The organism is Crystallibacter degradans (assembly GCF_012952295.1).
GTDB classification, from domain to species: domain Bacteria; phylum Actinomycetota; class Actinomycetes; order Actinomycetales; family Micrococcaceae; genus Crystallibacter; species Crystallibacter degradans.
On sequence record NZ_JABBCH010000004.1, the window covers coordinates 108,919 to 123,611 of the forward strand.

At 64.4% G+C, this 14,693-nt stretch carries 16 protein-coding genes and 1 riboswitch; of the genes, 8 read left to right on the forward strand and 8 right to left on the reverse strand.

The window, feature by feature from the left end:
- Positions 1-64: 64 nt before the first annotated feature.
- On the forward strand, positions 65-1,765 hold the full coding sequence (locus HGO92_RS09075; protein ID WP_169993912.1) for a sodium:solute symporter family protein: 1,701 nt from the start codon (positions 65-67) through the stop codon (positions 1,763-1,765).
- Between the two features lie 11 nt (positions 1,766-1,776).
- Entirely contained in the window at positions 1,777-1,911 is a 135-nt protein-coding gene (locus HGO92_RS23725; protein ID WP_240974522.1) for a putative transporter small subunit, read from the forward strand.
- A 94-nt stretch (positions 1,912-2,005) separates the two neighbouring features.
- On the opposite strand, the gene HGO92_RS09080 is transcribed toward HGO92_RS23725, so the two are convergent.
- The 3 genes from HGO92_RS09080 to HGO92_RS09090 form a co-directional block, all read right to left on the reverse strand.
- Positions 2,006-2,911 (reverse strand): DNA-methyltransferase, encoded by a 906-nt coding sequence (locus HGO92_RS09080; protein ID WP_169993914.1) that lies wholly within the window; start codon positions 2,909-2,911, stop codon positions 2,006-2,008.
- A gap of 38 nt (positions 2,912-2,949) precedes the next feature.
- The gene (locus HGO92_RS09085) at positions 2,950-4,665 is read right to left on the reverse strand and encodes a DEAD/DEAH box helicase (protein ID WP_205834323.1); all 1,716 of its coding nucleotides are present in this window, start codon (positions 4,663-4,665) and stop codon (positions 2,950-2,952) included.
- Between the two features lie 299 nt (positions 4,666-4,964).
- Positions 4,965-6,449 carry an RNB domain-containing ribonuclease gene (locus HGO92_RS09090; protein ID WP_169993916.1) on the reverse strand — a complete coding sequence of 495 codons (1,485 nt, stop codon included), beginning with the start codon at positions 6,447-6,449 and terminating at the stop codon, positions 4,965-4,967.
- A 51-nt stretch (positions 6,450-6,500) separates the two neighbouring features.
- Between HGO92_RS09090 and HGO92_RS09095 the strand changes: the two genes are divergently transcribed.
- Positions 6,501-7,208: a ferritin-like fold-containing protein gene (locus HGO92_RS09095; protein WP_169993918.1), complete on the forward strand. Its 708-nt coding sequence runs from the start codon at positions 6,501-6,503 to the stop codon at positions 7,206-7,208.
- A gap of 33 nt (positions 7,209-7,241) precedes the next feature.
- Here HGO92_RS09095 and thiE read toward each other — a convergent pair whose 3' ends face one another.
- Positions 7,242-7,883 (reverse strand): thiamine phosphate synthase, encoded by a 642-nt coding sequence (thiE, locus tag HGO92_RS09100; RefSeq protein WP_169993919.1) that lies wholly within the window; start codon positions 7,881-7,883, stop codon positions 7,242-7,244.
- Between the two features lie 104 nt (positions 7,884-7,987).
- Positions 7,988-8,122: riboswitch (TPP riboswitch) on the forward strand.
- Here thiE and thiO point away from each other — a divergent pair.
- The 4 genes from thiO to HGO92_RS09120 all read left to right on the forward strand — a co-directional run bounded on the left by thiO (position 8,119) and on the right by HGO92_RS09120 (position 10,621).
- Positions 8,119-9,270, forward strand: a complete 1,152-nt coding sequence (gene thiO / locus HGO92_RS09105) for a glycine oxidase ThiO (protein WP_169993921.1) — start codon at positions 8,119-8,121, stop codon at positions 9,268-9,270. Its footprint overlaps the riboswitch before it by 4 nt.
- On the forward strand, positions 9,267-9,503 hold the full coding sequence (thiS, locus tag HGO92_RS09110) for a sulfur carrier protein ThiS (protein ID WP_169993923.1): 237 nt from the start codon (positions 9,267-9,269) through the stop codon (positions 9,501-9,503). Before thiO ends, thiS begins: the two co-directional genes overlap by 4 nt.
- A 3-nt stretch (positions 9,504-9,506) precedes the next feature.
- On the forward strand, positions 9,507-10,274 hold the full coding sequence (locus HGO92_RS09115; RefSeq protein ID WP_169993925.1) for a thiazole synthase: 768 nt from the start codon (positions 9,507-9,509) through the stop codon (positions 10,272-10,274).
- Between the two features lie 14 nt (positions 10,275-10,288).
- Entirely contained in the window at positions 10,289-10,621 is a 333-nt protein-coding gene (locus tag HGO92_RS09120; RefSeq protein ID WP_169993928.1) for a 4a-hydroxytetrahydrobiopterin dehydratase, read from the forward strand.
- A 24-nt stretch (positions 10,622-10,645) separates the two neighbouring features.
- On the opposite strand, the gene HGO92_RS09125 is transcribed toward HGO92_RS09120, so the two are convergent.
- Genes HGO92_RS09125 through HGO92_RS09135 form a run of 3 tightly spaced genes read right to left on the reverse strand, consistent with a single transcriptional unit; the run spans position 10,646 to position 11,851 of the window.
- Positions 10,646-10,945 carry a hypothetical protein gene (locus HGO92_RS09125; protein WP_169993931.1) on the reverse strand — a complete coding sequence of 100 codons (300 nt, stop codon included), beginning with the start codon at positions 10,943-10,945 and terminating at the stop codon, positions 10,646-10,648.
- 13 nt (positions 10,946-10,958) lie between these two features.
- Entirely contained in the window at positions 10,959-11,183 is a 225-nt protein-coding gene (locus tag HGO92_RS09130; RefSeq protein WP_169993934.1) for a DUF3107 family protein, read from the reverse strand.
- A gap of 47 nt (positions 11,184-11,230) precedes the next feature.
- Entirely contained in the window at positions 11,231-11,851 is a 621-nt protein-coding gene (locus tag HGO92_RS09135; RefSeq protein WP_139004764.1) for a TetR/AcrR family transcriptional regulator, read from the reverse strand.
- Positions 11,852-11,998: 147 nt separating this feature from the next.
- On the opposite strand from HGO92_RS09135, the gene moeB reads away from it, so the two are divergent.
- A complete protein-coding gene (moeB, locus tag HGO92_RS09140) occupies positions 11,999-13,183 on the forward strand; it encodes a molybdopterin-synthase adenylyltransferase MoeB (RefSeq protein WP_205834324.1) in 1,185 nt (394 codons plus the stop codon).
- A 10-nt stretch (positions 13,184-13,193) separates the two neighbouring features.
- Here moeB and HGO92_RS09145 read toward each other — a convergent pair whose 3' ends face one another.
- Entirely contained in the window at positions 13,194-14,537 is a 1,344-nt protein-coding gene (locus HGO92_RS09145) for a glutamyl-tRNA reductase (protein ID WP_169993937.1), read from the reverse strand.
- Between the last annotated feature and the right edge of the window lie 156 nt (positions 14,538-14,693).

The following is a 14,693-nucleotide window of genomic DNA, read 5'->3' on the forward strand; positions in this document are numbered from 1 at the left end:
TGACGGCCGGCGCGCGTTGAATCTGGCAGGTGCCCGGTGAGCCTGTCATGAGGAGAGGAAACGAATGACGCCTGAGGCGGAGTTCTATCAACTGAGCGGTTGGACAGTAATCCTGCTGCTGGTGCTGTTTTACGGTGGCACACTCCTGATGTCCACACTCATCGGGAAAAAGAAGGAAAACGCAGACGGTTACATGACCGCAGGCAACAAAGTCGGCTTCGGTATTTCCGCGGCCAGCATGACGGCGACCTGGATCTGGGCGTCCTCCATGTACGCCTCGGCAACCTCTGGCTACACCTACGGTATTTCGGGACCGATCCACTACGGTCTTTGGGGTGCACTGATGATTCTGTTCATCTACCCCTTCGGCAAGCGCATCCGCAAGGTAGCGCCCAAAGCCCATACGCTCGCTGAGGTTATGCACGCCCGACACGGTCGTTCCAGCCAGCTCATGCTGGCCGGTTCGAACGTCGTCGGGAGCCTCATCAGCCTCACCTCGAACTTCATCGCCGGCGGTGCTCTGATTGCGCTGCTGTCACCGTTCAGCTTCTCCCAAGGCATCATCGTGATTGCCGCCGGCGTACTGCTCTACACGCTGTGGTCCGGCTTCCGGGCTTCCGTGATGACGGACTTTGCCCAGGTCGTCGCCATGCTGGGCGCCGTCGTCGTAATTATTCCGGTGGTCTTCTTCTCCGCCGGCGGTCCCGACATGTTCGCCCAGGGTGCGGCGAATCTGACACCGCAGCAATCCAACTTCTTCTCCTCGGATGCATTCCTGAACCAGGGTGCGCCGTACATCGCCGCCGTGCTGGCCTACGCCATCGGCAACCAGACCATCGCCCAGCGGCTCTTCGCAGTGCGTGAGGATCTAATCAAGAAGACCTTCGTCACCGCGACGATCGGCTACGGTGCCACCATCATCGGTATCGGCATGCTCGGCGTCATGGCGCTGTACCTGGGCATTTCACCGTCCGGCGGCGACACCAACAACCTGATTCCGCAGATGGCCTCCACCTACCTGGGGCCGATCCTGCTGGGTGTCTTCCTGATCATGATCATCGGCGCTCTGTCTTCGACGGCCGACTCTGATCTGGCCGCGCTGTCCTCGATCATGATGGCGGACGTCTACGGCCAGAACATCGCCAAGGGCAAAGCCAATCCGAAGACCATGCTGATGGTCGGGCGTATCACCATGATCGTTGCCACCGCCGCTGCACTGTATTTCGCCAGCGGACAGATGAACATCCTCGACCTGCTGGTCTTCGTTGGCGCACTCTGGGGCGCGCTGGTCTTCCCGGTGATCGCCAGCTTCTACTGGGGCAAGGTCACCAACAAGGCGTTCACCGTTTCGGTGCTGGCTGCACTGGCCGTCTTCATCCCGGTCCGCTTCGAGTGGTTCCCGATGGATGGCGCTACGGGCATCGTCTTCGACGTGGTCTCCGTGGTGGGCATCGGCGTTGTGCTTGGTCTGATGTCCTTCGGGTTCTTCGGGCTCAAGGCGGCCAGGATCATCGGCGCCCTTGGCGCGCTGGTTGCGGCACCGTTCGCCATTGGCTTCCTGCATGATTACACGGTCCTGACCGGTTCGCTGGTGGCCTACGCCGTCAGTACCGTGATCTGCTTCGCCATGTCGGTGCGCAGCAGGCAGGACTTCGACTTCGACCTGATCAAGCAGCGCATCGGCGATTACGACACGGATTCCGAGACGGATCCGGAGCTCGACGCTACCGCTGCCGGCACCGCTGCAAGCGGCACCGGGAAGTAAAGGAGACACCAATGGATAGCACCATGCTTTTGACGATTTACGTACTGATGTGGCCGGTGATCGTCGGCGGAACCCTGTTCATGATCTGCAAGGGATTCCTCCGTGACTGGGTCGAGGCCCGTAGAGAGGGCCGCTCCATCATTTAGCGACCCGCTGCCAACAAAGGCGGCCGGACAGTTCGAAACTGTCCGGCCGCCTTTGATATGCCCGCAGCGCGCAGGCTTGGTGGGTGTTTAGATCCTAAGGCGCAGGTGCTGTCTCGAACCGCACTACAGAGGCCTGGGGCGAGAGCCGCTTGTCCATGACCTCGATGGCCTGCGGGTTCTGGTCCACGCAGACAAAGCGCCGTCCCAGCTGTCCTGCCACGGCGCCGAGGGTGCCCGAACCGGCAAAGAAGTCCAGCACCCAGTCGTCCTTGCGGCTGCTGGCGGCGACAACGCGCCGGAGCAGGCCCTCGGGCTTCTGCGTGGGGTAGCCGGTCTTTTCTTTGCCTGTGGGCGAGACGATGGTATGCCACCAGACGTCGGTGGGAAGTTTGCCTCGGGCAGCCTTCTCCGCGGTGACCAGGCCCGGGGCCATATAAGGCTCGCGGTCCACTTCGGCATTGTCGAAGTGGTAGGTGCGAGGGTTCTTCACGTAGACCAGGATGTTGTCGTGCTTGGCCGGCCAGCGGTTTTTCGCGCGGCCGCCGTAATCGTAGGCCCAGATGATTTCGTTCAGGAAGGACTCTCGGCCGAAAAGGGCATCCAGCAGCACCTTGGCGTAGTGCACCTCGCGGTAGTCCAGGTGCAGATACAGCGTGCCGTCGTCGGCGAGCAGCCGCCATGCCTCGGCCAGCCTGGGCTCAAGGAAGGACCAGTAGTCATCGAACGCATCATCGTAGCTGGAGAGCATGCCCTTGATGGTCTGGTAGGAGCGGCCTTGGAATCCCACCCGGTCGCCCTCGCCGTCGGCGCTGCGGACCATGGACAGCTGCTGCCGCCGCTGGGATCGGCCGGTGTTAAACGGCGGGTCGACGTAGATGAGCGTGAAGGCGCCGTCCGGCAGTGTCGGCAGGAAGTCCGCGTTGTCCGCGTGCACCACCAGATTGCTGCCGTCCGGCGACCACAAAGAACCGGGCCCGTGCCCGGAGACAGCCTCCGTCATAACTGAAGAGATATCCGTTTCTCGTCCGGTACTGCCGGTTATTCCGCGTTACCGGCGCCGGCGGCATCCGGCGCGTTGACCACTTCGCCGTTGCGCCGCCGGGTACGGCTGCGGCTGCGGCGCGGACGGACGCTTTCACCCTCGGTCTTGGTGGTGTTCTCGGCCTGGGCCGGCCGCTCGGTGGCCGTACGGCCGGCAGTTTCCTCGGTCCCCGAAGAACGACGACGGCGCCGGCGGCTCGCGTCGGAAGGTTCGGTCGCGCGGGATCCGCCTTCGGAACGGCCTTCGCCGCGGCCGCGGCTGCCACCGCGTTCGGAGCCACGGCCGCCCTGGCGGCCGGAATCACGTCCGCCGTGCTTCTTGCCGGTTTCGCCGAGGTCTTCAAGCTCTTCGGCGCCGATGCCCGCGAGCTTGCGCTGGTTACGGGGCAGGCGGCCCTTGGTTCCCTCGGGAATGTCCAGATCCGTGAACAGGTGCGGAGAAGAGGAGTAGGTTTCCACCGGCTCCGGCTGGTCCAGGCCCAGGGCCTTGTTGATGAGCCCCCAGCGGGGAACATCGTCCCAGTCCACGAACGTGACCGCGGTGCCCTTGTTGCCGGCACGGCCGGTGCGGCCCACGCGGTGCAAGTAGGTCTTCTCGTCTTCCGGGCACTGGTAGTTGATCACGTGGGTAACGTCGTCGACGTCGATACCGCGGGCAGCGACATCAGTGGCAACGAGCACGTCTACCTTGTCGCTGCGGAAGGCACGCAGCGCCTGTTCGCGGGCACCCTGGCCCAGGTCGCCGTGGATGGCACCGGCGGCGAACCCGCGGTCAATCAGCTCTTCGGAGACCTTGGCGGCGGTGCGCTTGGTCTTCGTGAAAATGATGGTACGGCCACGGCCTCGGGACTGCAGGATCCGGGAGACAACCTCGGTCTTGTCCAAGTTGTGCGCACGGTAGATGACCTGGCGGATATCCTTCTTGGTGATGCCCTCGTCGTCCGGGTCCGCGGCGCGGATGTGCGTCGGCTGCGTCATGTAGCGGCGCGCCATGGCGACAACGGGGCCGGGCATGGTAGCGGAGAAGAGCATGGTCTGCCGGATGGCAGGGGTGGCGGCGATCAGCGTTTCGACATCGGGCAAGAAGCCCAGGTCCAGCATTTCATCCGCCTCGTCGAGGATCACGATGCGCACGTTCTTCAGGTTCAGGTGCTTCTGCCGGTGCAGGTCGATCAAACGGCCCGGCGTTCCGACCACCACTTCGACGCCCTTGGCCAGCATCTCGGTCTGCGGCTCGTAGGCACGGCCGCCATAGATGGTGGCGATGCGCGCGTTGCGGTAGCGCGAAGCGGTGGTGAGGTCCTTGGCCACCTGCACGGCAAGCTCGCGGGTCGGAACGATGACGAGAGCCTGCGGGGCGCCGGGGACGGGCAGTTTGTCGTAGCCGTCGTCTTCAGGACCGACGACGCGCTGCAGCGCGGGAATGCCGAAGCCCAGGGTCTTGCCGGTGCCGGTCTTCGCCTGGCCGATGATGTCGTGGCCGTCGAGTGCCACGGGCAGGGTCATGGACTGAATCGGGAAAGGGTGCGTAATGCCGGCGTCGAAGAGCGAGCGGACGATGTCGGCGCGGACGTTGAAGTCGGCGAAGGTCTGCTGCGGAATCTCGTGCGGACGCTCGTCGGAAGCGAGGCTGGCCTCGACTTCGATTTCTTCAAGGCTGTTTTCCGCATGGAGCAGGTTGTTCTGGTCCACGAGGGAATTCTCAGTGTTCAATTAAATACCATTCAAAATAAGGCGCCTGGGCCCCGGTGCTCAACGACACGGTCATCTAGCGGCCGTGCGGAACTGTCCGGTTGCGTGACGCAGCCAGTGGAAGCCGATCGCGGGCTAACAACTGCGTGCCGGTGCAGGCCATCGTGGCCATGCCGGCGGGTTAAAGATCGCGTAGGTGCGGATCTGTTGATGAAATTTACTAACAATCAACGACCGGGCATCCAGTTCTACATGTCCAGTCTACCGGCTGGGAGCAAATCGGCTGCCGACCGTCTGCGTGACGCGGCCGTGCGGACCGTTCAGGCCGGGCTGATCAGCTCGAACCGGACAGTGCGCTTCTCGATATCGGCCTCGACCAAGCGGGCCCTGATGGCAGTGCCAGCCTGCAGTTCGCCGTCGCAACGCGCACTGACAGCGGGATCACTGATTTGGATAGTGCCGCGCGGTACGGCTTCCTGGCGGCCATTTCCGTTGGCACTGTGGTTCGAGTGGTTGTTCGAATTACGGGCCGAGATAACCACGGCGTCGAATTCCTCGCCCACCCGGTGGCTGAGCAGGGCCGCTTCCACCGCGTCCAGTGCCGCACGTTCCAGCCGTCCGGACAGCTGGTCCGCGGCCGCCATCAGTTGGGGGAGCTCAGGCAAGGCCTGCCGGGCCCAGCCCGGCACCTCTGTCTTGGCGCAGAGCGCTTCGCAGATGACCAGGACAAAGCGGTCCACCAGGCGGCGCAGCGGCGCGGTGGTGTGGGCGTAGGGTGCAGCGATCGCGGCCTGGGTCTGCTCCCGCGGCACCTCGCCGTCGAACGGTGTGTAGCCGGCGCCGCGGAACAGCGATCCGGCGGCGTCCATCAACGCCAGCTGTTTCGGATCCGCGGTATCGAGCCCGCGGAGATATTCGCCATAGGCAATCCCCTCCGGCCAGGGATGGCCCAGCGCCTTGGTCTGGCGGCGGAAGCGGGCCTCCGACTCCTCGTCCGGAGCGCGCATGGTGCGCAGGATTCCTACCTTGCCCTCGAGCATGATTTCCGCCGCCGCCATGCCGGTCATCAACGAAATCTGGGCGTTCCAATCCTCGACCGGCCGTGCCGGCCGCGCCACGATGAAGTAATGGCGGCCGTCATGGGCTATCTCCTCATCCGGAAGGTTCAGGCTCGCGCCGCCGCGCTGCCGCTCCAGCTCGATGCGCTTGAGCCCTACTTCCTTGAGCAGCTGCAGGTAGACCGGTGCTTCGCCGGAATCAATGTCCTGCTGGACCTGTTCGTAGTTCAGCTTGGCCCGGCTGCGCATCCTGGCCCGTCGCAGCGACACAGTGCTGACAACGGCGGCAGCGTCGAGCTCGAATTCCCACACGAAAGCGCTGCGGTCCTGGTCCGGGAGGAGGCTGCCGGCGTCTTCGCTGATCACCGGCGGGTGCAGCGGGATGCGTCCATCGGGAGCGTAGATGGTCTGGCCGCGACGCCGCGTCTCAGCATCAAGTTCACCGCCGGGAGCAACAAAAGCAGGAACATCGGCGATGGCGTACCAGAGCCGGTAGCCCTCGCCGTCGCGCTCGATATACATCGCCTGGTCCAGGTCGGTGGAGCTTGGTGGATCAATGGTGACGAAGTCCAGCCCGGTCAGGTCCACGGCAGGCATGGACTGTTCCGCCACAGCCTTCTCGGCTTCTGCGAGGACCGAAGGGCAGAACGCCGCGGGAAGTTCCAGCTCAGTGCGCAGTTCCCTCAGCACACGGGCGAGCAGATGCTGCGATTCATTAACTTTGGCGTCAACGTGTGAATACGGCACAGGCCCAGCCTATCGCCAGAGCGCCGCAGGTGGGGCGTTAGGGTGGTGTTCATGAGCTCCGAAAGACCCTTCCCCGCTGATCGTCCAACCACCAGCAACGGGACAGGAACGGAACATCTGCAGCATGTCATCGATCTTTATGGCGTCATGGCCTACGGAGAGCTGTCTGCCTTTGAGCGATTCTCCTCGGACGCACGGTTCTCCCCGACGTTGAAAGACCGCGCTGATCTCGGGCGCCTCGCCGTCGTCGAATTCGGGCACTTTGAACTTGTCAGCGCCGAGCTGGCGCGCCTCGGTATCGACGTCCAGGCCGCCATGGCGCCCTTCCAGGCGTCGATCGACGCGTTCCACGAGCGGACGCGGCCCGGGGATTGGTACGAATCGTTGATGAAGGCCTATGTCACCGATGCCGTTTCGGGCGATTTCTACCGTGCGATCGCCGACCGGCTGGATCCCGATACCCGCGCGCTGGTGTCCAGGATTAAGGAAAACGGGGACCAGCTGGTCTTGCTCACCGCCCGGCTGCGCAGGGCGCTGGAGCACGATGCGCGGCTGGCCTCGAGGCTGGCCCTGTGGGGCCGGCGGCTGGTCGGCGAGGCGCTGACGCAGGCGCAGCGCATCGGGATTGAACGCGCTTTCCTGGGCGCCCTGCTGGGACTGGACGAACCTTCCTCCCAGCAGGCCGTCACCGCGGATCTCTTCGCGGAACTGACCCGGAACCATTCCCGCCGGATGAATGCCCTGGGCCTGACCGCCTGAAAGTTTAGTCTGCCCGGCCGGCCGGACCAGCGGTTACAGCGGCGGCAGCGCCGACTTCAGCGCGCGGGCCGCCTCGGCCGGATCATCGGCATCGGTGACGGCACGGACGACGACGACGCGTTTGGCCCCGGCATCCGCCACCTGACCGATGTTGTCGAGATCGATGCCGCCGATCGCAAACCACGGCTTGCCGGAACCCGACTGCGCCTGCTGGGCGGCAGTAAACTCCACCAGCTGAAGACCGACGGCGGCCCTGCCCGGCTTGGTAGGGGTAGCCCAGAGCGGCCCGGTGCAGAAATAGTCCAGGGCGTCATCGGCCAGGGCAGCTGCGGCCTGTTCCGGAGTGTGGGTGGAGCGGCCGATTGCGGCCGTGGGGCCAAGCACCGACCGCGCCGCGGCCGGCGGCAGGTCCTGCTGGCCGACGTGGAAGACCGGCGCCCCGGCCACCGCAGCCAGATCCGCCCTGTCATTGACGGACCACGGCTTCGAATGACGGGCGGCAACGTCGGCGAGCACGCCGAGCAGCTCCAGCTCTTCGGCGGCATCGAGGGACTTGTCCCGCAACTGGATGATGTCCACACCGCCGGAGTAGGCGGCATCCAGGAACTGCTCGAAGTCTCCGCGGTCGCGGCGGGAGTCGGTGCAAAGGTAAAGCTGGGCAGAGGAAAAATCCATACCAGCAACCATAATGGCAAACTGCGCAATGAACTCCGCGGTTCCCGGGCAGCGGTTTGCGGCGGGATGTGACGTGGGCGAAGTCCTGGATATGGCTACACTGGAGAAAACACTGCGGGAGCCTGATTAGGCGGCACGTGCGGCAATTGCCGGCGGCCGACAGGCTGAGAGGGTGCCTGGCACCGACCGTCGAACCTGATCCGGGTCATGCCGGCGTAGGGAAGGAAGCTCAAAGTTGTCCAAACATGTTGCCGTCATCGGCGCGGGCATTGTCGGACTGGGAATCGCTGCAGAAGCCACCCGCCGCGGCCACCATGCCACCATCATCGATCCAGCCCCGGCCGCGGGCGCCACCTACGCCGCCGCCGGCATGTTGGCCCCTGTCAGCGAGCTGCACTACCAGGAGGAGCGGCTGCTGGCGCTGACCCGCGAGTCCGCCCGGCTTTACCCTGGGTTCGTCGCGGGGCTGGGGGAGACCGGTTACCAGGAAACCGGGACCTTGGTTGCCGCTTTCGACGCCGCGGACCGCGCCATGCTCGCGGACTTGAAACAGGCGCAGCTGGCCGAAGGACTCGAGGTCCACGAAATCACCAGCCGCGAGGCCCGACGGCTCGAACCCAGCCTGGGCCCGGCTCTGACCGGCGCTTTCTACGCACCGGGAGACCACCAGGTGGACCCGCGGGCCCTTTCCGCAGCGTTACTGACGATGCTGCGGAACTCAGGCACCGCCGTCGTGAGTGAAACGGCAGCCGGACTTATCACTGATGCTGACGGCGCGGTTGTTGGCGTGCAGTTGGCAAGCGGTGAGGTTATCCCGGCCGACGAAACAGTGGTCGCGAACGGGCTTGCGGCCGCCGCACTGACCGGCCTGCCCGAGGGGCTGCGGCTGCCGCTGCGTCCGGTATACGGGGACATTCTGCGGCTGCGCGTGCCGGCGGGCCTGCAGCCGTTCCTCACCTCCACAATCCGGGGCATCGTACGCGGGCACCCTGTTTATCTTGTCCCGCGCGGGGACGGCACGGTGGTGATCGGAGCCACCCAGCGTGAGGACGGATCGGCGGACGTGTCGGCCGGCGGGGTGTACCAGTTGCTACGCGACGCCCAGACGCTGGTGCCGGCCGTGGCGGAACTCGCGCTCGAAGAGATGACCTGCCGCGCCCGGCCGGGAACACCGGATAATGCGCCGCTGCTGGGGCGGGTGGCGGCAGGGACGGAAGGCCTTCCGGGTTTGGTAGTTGCCACCGGATTCTTCCGTCATGGAGTGCTCCTGACGCCGGTCGCGGCCAGGATCTGCGCTGACCTCATCGACGGAGTGCAAATCGCCGCCCAGCTACAGCAATTCAATCCCGACAGGTTCAGCAATATGACCAAGGAGAGTCACGCATGAAGATCACCGTCAACGGCAGTCCGCACACCTTGCCGACCGCGCCGACACTGCTCGAACTGGTGGCCCTGACCACAGGCCGCGAATTGACCGAGGACGGGCGACCGGCCGACGGCGGACGGCTCGGCGTAGCTGTAGCACTGAACGCGGAGGTGGCGCCGCGCGGAAGCTGGGCCCGGACCATGCTCGCAGACGGCGACGGCGTGGAACTCGTGACCGCAGTACAGGGAGGCTAAGTAATGGACGAACTGATGATCGACGGAGTTACCCTCGGATCGCGCCTGATCATGGGTACGGGCGGCGCGCCGAGCCTGGACGGCTTGGGCGAGGCCCTGCTGGCTTCCGGAACAGAACTCACAACGGTAGCGATGCGCCGCTACGCGGCCGGCAGCGGCACCTCGGTCTTCGACCTGCTGGAGCGCCATGGCATCCGGGTGCTGCCAAACACTGCCGGCTGCTACACGGCACGGGAGGCGGTGATGACCGCCGAACTGGGGCGCGAAGCCCTGGAGACGAACTGGGTGAAACTCGAAGTCATCGCCGACGAAGAGACGCTGCTGCCCGACGCGGTGGAACTCGTGGAGGCAACCGAAGCATTGGTCAACCGCGGATTCAAGGTCTTCGCCTACACCAATGACGACCCTGTGCTGGCCCGCCGGCTCGAGCTGCTGGGTGCTGCCGCCGTGATGCCGCTGGGTGCTCCTATCGGTACCGGGCTGGGAATCCTCAATCCGCACAACATCGAGTTAATTGTCTCGCGCGCCGGGATTCCGGTAGTACTGGACGCCGGCATTGGCACGGCGTCGGATGCGGCACTGGCCATGGAGCTCGGCTGCGACGCTGTCCTGTTGGCTACGGCAGTGACCAGGGCCCAGCATCCGGTCCGCATGGCCGAAGCCTTCAAACATGCGGTCATCGCCGGTAGGCTGGCGGCAACAGGCGGCCGGATTCCCAAACGGGAGCACGCATTGGCTTCATCGTCATTTGCAGGCCGCCCGGATCTCTAGCCACAGGAGGAGCAATGGGCGCCGAGGACAAGCTGGACAGCAAGCAGATCGATGAACAGCTCAGGACGCTGCCGGATTGGCGCCACAGCGAGGGAGCGCTGGTTACCGTCTTCAAGCTTGAGAACGGACGGGCTGCACTGGATTTCATCGCCGGGGCCGGAGAGTTGGCGGAAGAGGCCAACCACCATCCGGACCTCGACTGGCGCTACAACAAGGTCTTCATCAGGTTGACGTCCCATGATGCGGGGTCCGCAGTAACAACCCGCGACGTCGCTGCCGCCACTTCGTTGAGTGAGCTTGCCATCCGCCTGGGAGCCACCTCCCAGCCGGACAAATACCCGGCCTGACGGCCAAGCACCCCGTTCGGCGGATCAGCGCAGGGCTTCGGTCAGACGCTCCACATCCGCGGCGACGCGACGGCGTCCCACCAGGAACACCGTGAGCCAGGCCACGGGAACGGTCAACACCATGGGCAGCAGCCAGCTCAGATAATCCACGCCGGGCTGGGAGCCAAGGCCTGCGAACATCAGGATGAGCCACAAGATGGTGGCTGCCACGATTGCCGAGGCCGGCAGCAGCAGGACGCCGTAGGCGTGGCGCTTGTTGTCAATGCCCCACGCGCTCATGCCCACGGCGGCTGCCACCAGAATGATCAGTACGAACTGGACCATTAGTGCCGCTTAGTTAAAGAACCCCGAAGCCGACCTTGCGCGGCTCCTCGGCACCGATCTCCACATAGCCGAGGACATTGGTCGGGACGATGACCACGTTGCCCTTGCTGTCCTTCAGGCGCAGCTCGGCGCCGCCGTTCATGGCACGGGAAACCATTTCGGCAACTTCATCCGCGGACTCGTCGGACTCGACGACGATCTCGCGGCCGACGTTCTGAATACCAATCTTGATTTCCACTACTGATGCCTCCTGGTGTGCGAACGATGTCTGGTTCGAAATCTATCTTAGGATTCCTTCGGGAACCGTGAAATTCCGCGCCAAGCTAAACGGTAGATCAAATCGACGGCGGTATCACGCTCGAGCTCGTTATCGGCCTGGAGCCAGTAACGGGCGCTGATCTGGGCCATACCGGCCAACGCCCGCCCCAGCAATGTCGCCTCCACCTCCGAAAGTTTCGTATCATCGGCGATGACGGCGGCAATGGCGCTGGCCAGCTGGGCGTTGAAGTCCTCCAGACGTTTGCTGACGTCCGGATCATTGTTCAGGTCCGATTCGAACACCAGCCGGTGTGCCTGGCTCTCCTGGGAAATGAAGCGGTAGTAGGCGTCCATGGTGGCATGGACGCGCAGCTTGTTGTCGTTAGTGGAGTTCAGCGCCGCCATCAACATGGCCGTGAGCGATTCCAGATGGTGGTCCAGCAATGCCAGATAGAGCTCCCGCTTACCCGGGAAATGCTGGTAAAGCACGGGCTTGCTGACCCGGGCCGTCTCCGCGATCTCGTCCATGGCGGCGCCGTGGTAGCCATTGGCGACAAAAACTTCGTGCGCTGCCTGGAGCAGCTGGCGCCGGCGCTCCTCACGGGGCAGACGGGCAGGCTTGGCCGCCGGCCGGGAATCAGTACTCACTGTCGGACCTCATCTGGCACCGGATTGTGGCCGTGCGCCGGTATAGCAGGAAATCTTGACTATCGTTCTCCAGTCAGTTTACGCGTCGGTAATACAGATCAATTCATCTATTCTGCCAACCCACGCGCGTCGGCGTAGATTGGCACTATGAATACGCAGGAATCAGTGTTGTTGCCGCCGCTGGTGGAGCCCGCGGCGGAGCTGACGCAGGCCGAGATGGAGCGGTACTCGCGGCACCTGATCATTCCCGAAGTCGGGATGGCCGGACAGCTCCGGCTGAAGAACGCCAAGGTCCTCGTCATCGGTGCCGGCGGGCTGGGTTCTCCGGCCATGCTGTACCTGGCAGCGGCCGGAGTAGGGCGGATCGGCATTATTGACGATGATGTGGTCGAGACCAGCAACCTGCAGCGGCAGGTCATTCATACCGTCGCCGATCTGGGCCGTACCAAGGCGCAGTCGGCGAGGGATAGCATCCTGGACCTCAACCCCGGGGTGGACGTGGTGCTCCATGAAGTGCGGCTGGACAGGTCCAACGCGCTGGAGATCTTCGCCGGCTATGACGTGATTCTGGACGGCACGGACAACTTCGCCACCCGTTACCTGGTCAATGATGCCGCCGCGATCCTGGGCAAGCCCTATGTCTGGGGGTCGATCCTGCGGTTCGACGGGCAGGTCAGTGTTTTCTGGGACAAGTACGGGCCGAATTACCGCGACCTCTACCCCGAAGCTCCGCCGGCAGGATCCGTGCCTTCCTGCGCCGAAGGCGGCGTGCTGGGCGTGCTCTGCGCACAGATCGGTTCCGTCATGGTCAACGAGACCATCAAACTGATTACCGGCATTGGCCAGACGCTGTTGGGCCGGGTCCTGATCTTCAACTCGCTCCAGATGAGCTGGCGCGAACTGCGCGTGCGCAAGGACCCGGACGGTGAACCGATCACCGAGCTGATGGACTACGAAGCGTTCTGCGGTGTGGCGCCGGGAGCCACGGTGGATGCCGGCCATACGGTCTCTGCGCCCGAACTGGCGGCCATGCTCCAGTCCCGCGGACAAGGCCCCGGAGACTTTGAGCTGATCGATGTACGCGAGCCGGGGGAATTCGAGATCGTCAGCATTCCCGGTGCCACGCTGATTCCGAAGGGGCGGATCCTGTCCGGAGAGGCCTTGGGCGAGTTGCCCCGGGACCGGGACCTTGTCTTCCACTGCAAGGCCGGGACGCGTTCGGCCGAGGTGCTGCAGAATCTGCTGGACCACGGCTATACCCGTGTACGGCATCTCGACGGCGGCATCCTCAGCTGGGTGCGTGAAGTGGAGCCGGAGAAGCCGGTGTACTGAGCCGGAAGGCTCAGGCGGTGGCGGCCTGTTCCCGGCTGCCGACCGTATGGTCAACGGGGCAGCTGTCTTCGCTGGTTGAGCGGGCCGGCGCTGCGGCGGGTTCTGCAACGCTGATGCCGTAGAGCGCATTAAGGGCCGCGATGTATTGGTCCTGCTGGCCGCTGGCGGCGAGCTCGCGGGCACGCACCGTCGGCAGGTGGAGCAACTGCTTGACCATCCGCCGCATGGCGAATTCCACTTCCTGGGCAGGGCCGGTGCAGCCGTGCTGGTTGCGGACCTTCTCCAGTTCCGTTTCCAATACCGCCATGGTGTGCCGGCGCAGTGCGACAATCGCGGCGTCCACGGAGCGGGCCTGCTGGCTTTCCTCGAAGGCCCGGGCGGCGTGGTCCACGATCTTTGCTGCCTGGTTGACCGACTCTGCCTGCTCTTCCGGAGCGGCCAGCCGGACGGACTCCAGCGTGATGAGCTCGACGCCGTTCAGTTCGCCAACAGAGGGATCGAAATCGTGGGTCAGGGCTAAGTCGATGATGGTCAGCGGTTTGGCTTCGGTTTCGCGACCGGCGGCAACTTCGGCGGCGCTGATCTGGCGGTCGCTGCCGCTGCAACCGATGACAACATCCGCAGCGGCGACGGCGGCGCCCAAGGTCTCTTCCGTCAGGGGGAAGCCTCCGCGGGTCTCGGTGAACGTCCGCGCGCGGCCGGAGGATGAGTAGACGGAGATACCGGTGCAGCCGCGTTCGCGCAGCAGCGCCATGGTGGCCCCGGCATACGCCCCGGTACCGAAAACGACGACGTTCTTGGATGCCCAGTCGCGGTCTTCGGCCAGATCGGTGGCCAGATCCAGGGCAACGGAAACGATGGAAAGCCCGCGGCCGCCCAAGGCAGTCTGGGCGCCAACGTCTTTGGCAGTGCGGGAAGCGGTCTGGAACAGCCGCACGAGTGCCCCGCTGGCGGTGCCCTCCTGCTGCGCCTCGTTCAGGGCGCGGCGTACCTGGCCGGCGATTTCACGCTCGCCCACAACAGCCGAATCGAGACCGGCGCCGACGGCAAAGAGGTGACGGGAGACCTCGGGGCCGGTATTGGTGGTGAAGGAGCGGGCAACCAGGTTTTCGTCCAGCCCGGAACGGTCGCTGATCTCGGAGATGACCGCACTGCGTGCGGCGTCAATGTCGGTTTCGGAACCGGTTTCACAGTAGATCTCGACGCGGTTGCAGGTGGCAAGGACCACGGCGCCGGAGATTGGACTCCCGTCCTTGAGCATGCTGGAAGCGACCTGGGAGGAGCCGGCACTCAAGCGGGCTACCGTTTCCAGATCAAGATCGGAATGGGTCGCAACCAAGGATAGTAAAACCACAACGCCTCTTATCTTAGCCCGTAGGGACTTCCAGTTCTTCTTAGGATTGCCTGTTTACCTTGGGTTCACCCAATCCGGGCGGGTGACCTTTGCCACCATCCCTGTCCTGAGACGGCCGCGTTGGCCTTGAGCGCGCGGGTGGAGCAGAATCTATAA

Excerpts from the sequence above, each read along its gene's own strand:
- moeB (WP_205834324.1), top strand. The coding sequence starts at position 11,999 with ATGAATACGCAGGAATCAGTGTTGTTGCCGCCGCTGGTGGAGCCCGCG.
- HGO92_RS09095 (WP_169993918.1), top strand. The coding sequence starts at position 6,501 with ATGAGCTCCGAAAGACCCTTCCCCGCTGATCGTCCAACCACCAGCAAC.
- HGO92_RS09075 (WP_169993912.1), top strand. The coding sequence starts at position 65 with ATGACGCCTGAGGCGGAGTTCTATCAACTGAGCGGTTGGACAGTAATC.
- HGO92_RS09080 (WP_169993914.1), bottom strand. The coding sequence starts at position 2,911 with ATGACGGAGGCTGTCTCCGGGCACGGGCCCGGTTCTTTGTGGTCGCCG.
- thiE (WP_169993919.1), bottom strand. The coding sequence starts at position 7,883 with ATGGATTTTTCCTCTGCCCAGCTTTACCTTTGCACCGACTCCCGCCGC.
- HGO92_RS09115 (WP_169993925.1), top strand. The coding sequence starts at position 9,507 with ATGGACGAACTGATGATCGACGGAGTTACCCTCGGATCGCGCCTGATC.
- HGO92_RS23725 (WP_240974522.1), top strand. The coding sequence starts at position 1,777 with ATGGATAGCACCATGCTTTTGACGATTTACGTACTGATGTGGCCGGTG.
- thiS (WP_169993923.1), top strand. The coding sequence starts at position 9,267 with ATGAAGATCACCGTCAACGGCAGTCCGCACACCTTGCCGACCGCGCCG.
- HGO92_RS09120 (WP_169993928.1), top strand. The coding sequence starts at position 10,289 with ATGGGCGCCGAGGACAAGCTGGACAGCAAGCAGATCGATGAACAGCTC.
- HGO92_RS09125 (WP_169993931.1), bottom strand. The coding sequence starts at position 10,945 with ATGGTCCAGTTCGTACTGATCATTCTGGTGGCAGCCGCCGTGGGCATG.